Origin of the sequence: Mycobacterium sp. (assembly GCF_049585075.1) — a bacterium.
Taxonomy (GTDB): Bacteria; Actinomycetota; Actinomycetes; order Mycobacteriales; family Mycobacteriaceae; genus Mycobacterium.
Window position 1 is genome coordinate 1 of the sequence record NZ_JBAUZA010000099.1, and the last position, 4473, is coordinate 4473.

2 protein-coding genes and 1 pseudogene are annotated in these 4473 nt (G+C 65.3%); 1 reads left to right on the forward strand and 2 read right to left on the reverse strand.

Annotated features, from left to right (window positions below; translation table 11 throughout):
* Positions 1 to 50: 50 nt before the first annotated feature.
* Complete coding sequence (locus WB785_RS04570; RefSeq protein ID WP_424077504.1) at positions 51 to 1868, reverse strand: FAD-dependent oxidoreductase; 1818 nt, start codon at positions 1866 to 1868, stop codon at positions 51 to 53.
* Positions 1869 to 2046: 178 nt separating this feature from the next.
* Here WB785_RS04570 and WB785_RS04575 point away from each other — a divergent pair, with 178 nt between their 5' ends.
* The gene (locus WB785_RS04575) at positions 2047 to 2844 is read left to right on the forward strand and encodes a L,D-transpeptidase (protein ID WP_424077505.1); all 798 of its coding nucleotides are present in this window, start codon (positions 2047 to 2049) and stop codon (positions 2842 to 2844) included.
* 1250 nt (positions 2845 to 4094) lie between these two features.
* Here WB785_RS04575 and WB785_RS04580 read toward each other — a convergent pair.
* Positions 4095 to 4473 (reverse strand): annotated as a pseudogene (locus WB785_RS04580) (beta-xylosidase); the annotation flags it as partial.

A 4473-nucleotide genomic window follows, 5' to 3' on the forward strand; every position in this document is an offset into this window, starting at 1 on the left:
TCGTGACCGCGTCGCCGTCCCAGTCGATGGTCCTGCGCACGAGTTCGAACCTAGCTCTGGTGGTGCACCTGCGGTAAGCCGTATACCGGCGTGGGGATTCCTTCACAGCGCGCCTTGAGCTGCAGGGCAAGAAACAGCGAGTAGTGCCGTGATTGCGCCAGGTTGCCGCCGTGGAACCACAGATTCTCCTGCTGGGTCGGCTTCCACATGTTCCGCAGCTCGCCTTCCCACGGCCCAGGGTCTTGCGTGGTGCCCGAGCCGAGGCCCCACACCTTGCCGACTTTGTCGGCCACGTCTTGGCCGATGAGGTCCGCCACAAAGCTATTCATCGATCGGAAGCCGGTGGCGTACACAACTAGATCGGCGGGCAGTTCGGTGCCGTCGTCCAGAATCACCGCGTCCTCGGTCAGCCGTTCGACCCCGCCGTGGCATAGCTTGATGCTGCCGTCGCAGATCAGGTCGGAGGCGCCCACGTCGATGTAGAAGCCGCCGCCGCGTCGCAGGTACTTCATGAACTGGCCGGAATCGTCGTCGCCGAAGTCCAGCCTGAATCCGGCCCTTTCCAGCCGTTCGTATAAGTCCTTGTCCCGCAGCCGCATTGCGTCCGAGATCGGTTTCTGGAAGTCCGCGATGATTCGATATGGCAGCGATGCGACCGTCAGGTCAGCTTTCTCGGTGGTGATACCTGCGGCCGCCGCCTGCTCCGAGTACAGGGCGCCGAGCGCGATTTCCAACACCGACTCCGACGTGACGACGAGGGTGGATGCGCGCTGCACCATCGTGACGTCAACGCCCGTCTCGTACAGGGCCTTACAGATGTCATGCGCTGAGGTGCCGGAGCCGATGACCACGGCGCGTTTTCCCACATAGCGGTCCGGGCCGGGGTGCTGGCTCGAATGATGCTGCTCTCCGCGAAAAACGTTCTGGCCGGCCAACTCCGGCACATTTGGCTTACCCGCCATTCCAGTCGCGAGCACCAGATGCGTCGGCCGGAGTGTGAGCCGTTCGCCGTCGCGCTCGACCTCGACCGCCCACTGCTTTGCCTGGGCATCGAACGACGCCGACAGGCACGTGGACGAGGTCCAGTACGGGATCTCCATCACCCGGGTGTAGAACTCCAGCCAGTCGGCGATTTTGTCCTTCGGCGAAAACACCGGCCAGTTCGTCGGGAACGGCAGATACGGAAAGTGGTCGTACCACACCGGATCATGAAGGCACAGGGTCTTATACCGCTTGCGCCAATGGTCGCCGGGGCGGGCGTGCTTGTCGATCACGATGGCCGGCACCCCCAGTTGGCGCAGCCGGGCGCCCAACGCGATTCCGCCTTGGCTGCCGCCGACCACCACGACGTACGGCTGCATCGAGTAGCCCAGCGACGCCTCTTGTTCCGCACGCTTCTCCGCCCACGACCGGCCGTCCGGATCGGGGCCGTGCACGGCGCCGAGCGCGCGGCGAGAACCCGTCTGCTGCTCGTGACCCTTGAGCTCATCCAGCGCGGTCAGCAGCGTCCAAGCCAGATCGCCCTTGAGCCGCAGATGACCGACACCTCGGCCGACGGCGGTTTCAAATTCGATGAATGCCGATGTCACACCGCCGCCATCGTCGGTGGGTGTTTCCCGGGCGCGAAATCCCGATGGGTCGGTATCGGTCAGTCGTGCGCGCAACATCTCGGCGATGCCATCGTGCCCCTCGACGGTCTTGATATTCCAGGTGAACGTCACCAGATCGCGCCAGATGCTGTCCGGGGCGAACTTAGCCACCACGCGGTCGATGTCACGCGCCGCCAGGGCGGACTCGAAGTCGGCCAGCCACGCTTGAACGCGGGCCTGTGGCGACTGCGTGATGGCCGCGTCCAACTGTTGAGTCATGTCGCGCACGCTACCCGCCGGCAAGCCGGGGCATCGCCTTGTTCGCCTCGCCGGATTGGCTGGCTGTAGTCAAAACGTGATGAAGGCGTGATCGGATTGCGAACGCGCCCTTGCCCTTCCACCGTTCACGACACCCTACGATCGCTATTGCAATTGTGTCGATTATAGGGGTCGGACCATGCGAGCGGTTCTGCGGTGCCTTCTTGTGCTTAGTGTGACCGCTGCGAGCGTGGTGGTACGGCCGCCCGCCGGTGTAGATCTAACGGCGGCGAACCAGTCATATGACTTCGCCATCGCATCAGTTCGCCCGTTGCCGAGCGAGGTGGTGGGTGTGGCGCACCCCCTGGTGCTGACATTTAACGCGCCCGTCGCCAACCGGCGAGCAGTCGAGCGTGCCCTCACAGTCAAATCGACACCCCCGATGACCGGGAAGTTCGAATGGCTGGACACCGACGTTGTGCAATGGGTTCCGGACCGATTCTGGCCCGCGCACACCACCGTGGCGCTCTCGGTAGGCGGCCTGTCCACGGAGATCAAGACGGGTCGTTCCGTCCTCGGTATTGCCGACATCTCGGACCACACTTTCACCGTCAGCATTGACGGGGTCGGCCCCCCGCGACCGGCGCCGCACCACCTACCCCACTCGGGAGAAGAAGGCGTGATGCTGGCCTCGATGGGTAGGCCGCAATTCCCAACACCTGTCGGGCTCTACACCGTGTTGTCCAAAGACCGCACGGTGACTATGGATTCGAGCAGCGTCGGTATCCCGGTGACCGATCCCCAGGGTTATCGGGTGCCGGTGGACTATGCCGTGCGGATCACCAGCCGTGGCCTTTTCGTGCACTCGGCTCCGTGGGCTATTAATTCGCTCGGGTTTGACAATGTCAGCCACGGCTGCATCAGCCTGAGCCCTGCGGACGCGGAGTGGTACTACAACGCGGTCACCATCGGCGACCCGGTGATCGTCAAGGAATAGCAGCCGCCCAAGCCACCGGCAGCCCCGGCTCCGCTCCGAGAAAGCCCAAAATGTAGGGAAACACCTTATGGTTTAGCGTCCCAGCGTCTGATTGACTCTTCGAGTGGGGACAACCCGCGTCGAGAAGAACGCCGGGAGGAAAGCCACATGACTAATCGACCCAGAATCGGTGGCGGCTCGCCCGACTTCGAAGGACGCGAGAACGCGCCGACCCAGCCCGGTTACGCGTACCACGATGCGCAGACGCGGCGAGTCGGCTTCGGCGAATTGGCCAACCGGCCTACCGAAGCCCTGGCGTGGTCGTCCGAGGATCCGGCCAACCGCGAGGCTCCGGCCAGCCGCCAAGCACCGGCCAGCCGCGAGGATCCCGCACCAGCACACGTCCCTTGGTTTCGAGGGACCACCACGTTGATCGCGGCGGGGCTAGTTGCAGCGGCCCTTGCCGGTGGCGGAATTGCTTACACATTGACCGGCTTTTCGTCTCATAAGAGCCCAACCAAACCAGCCACACCACCATCTGTGAGCCGGCAAGCTCCTCAACAGAACCAGGACGTGCCCCAGAGCCCTCCGCCGCCGCAGACCGGCGACCCAGGTGCGCCACCCGCGGTCGCTCCCGCCCCCGACGAAAACAGCGGTGGGCAATCAAGCGCGGGCACAGACGCGAGCCCAGGCGGAGGCGACGGCGGATCTGATGGCGGGCAGGCACCAGTTGTTGCGCCGCCGCCTGCACCGGCTCCGCCTCCGGCTGACTCGCAAACCACGACTGGAGACACCACCGGACGACGGGAAACACCACCGGCACAACGGGAACCACCACCGGCACAACGGGAACCACCGGAAACACCACCGGGACAACAGGAACCACCGGCGGCACAACTGGAACCACCGGCGGCACAACTGGAACGACCGGCGGCACCACAGGAACGACCGGCGGCACAACAGGAACCACCGGCGGCACCACCGGCACAACGGGAACCACCGGCGGCACAACAGGAACTACCGGCGGTACCACCGGCGGCACAACAGGAACCACCGGCGGTACAACGGGAAACACCACCGGAAACACCAACGGCTCGGCGGGTACGACGGGCGCTACCACTGGCACGACGACCGGTGGTGGCGAGTCAGCTCAAGACACGCTATGCCACCCCAAGCCCCCGCCTTGCTAGCTGCCTCTCAGGGTTAGGCGGGCCCCCAACACTTCTCAAGCTGCATCGCGGCTTATCTTCGCTTCAGTCGCCGAGCTGTCGTCACGACGGCGGACCCGCCGGAATCGGCTGACCGGGCGCTGGGCCGACAGCCGGCGCCGGGCCAGTTGGTTGACCCTTGCCGCCATAGCCGCCAGCCATATCGGTCAGTGGAGCCCCAGCCGGCACCGGTGCAGCCCCGCCGAGCGCAATCAGCGGAGCACCAACTGGCAGCGGCGCAGCGACCGGAGCACCAGCCGGAATCGGCGCACCCACCGGCAACGGCGCACCCACGGGGATCGGAGCGCCCGCCGGAATGGGAGCACCCGCCGGAATCGGAGCACCTGCCGGCACCGGCGCAATTATCGGAGCACCAACCGGCAGCGGCGCACCCGCTGCAGTACCCGCGGTGTCCGCGATTGGCGCGCTCGCAGTGCATGCC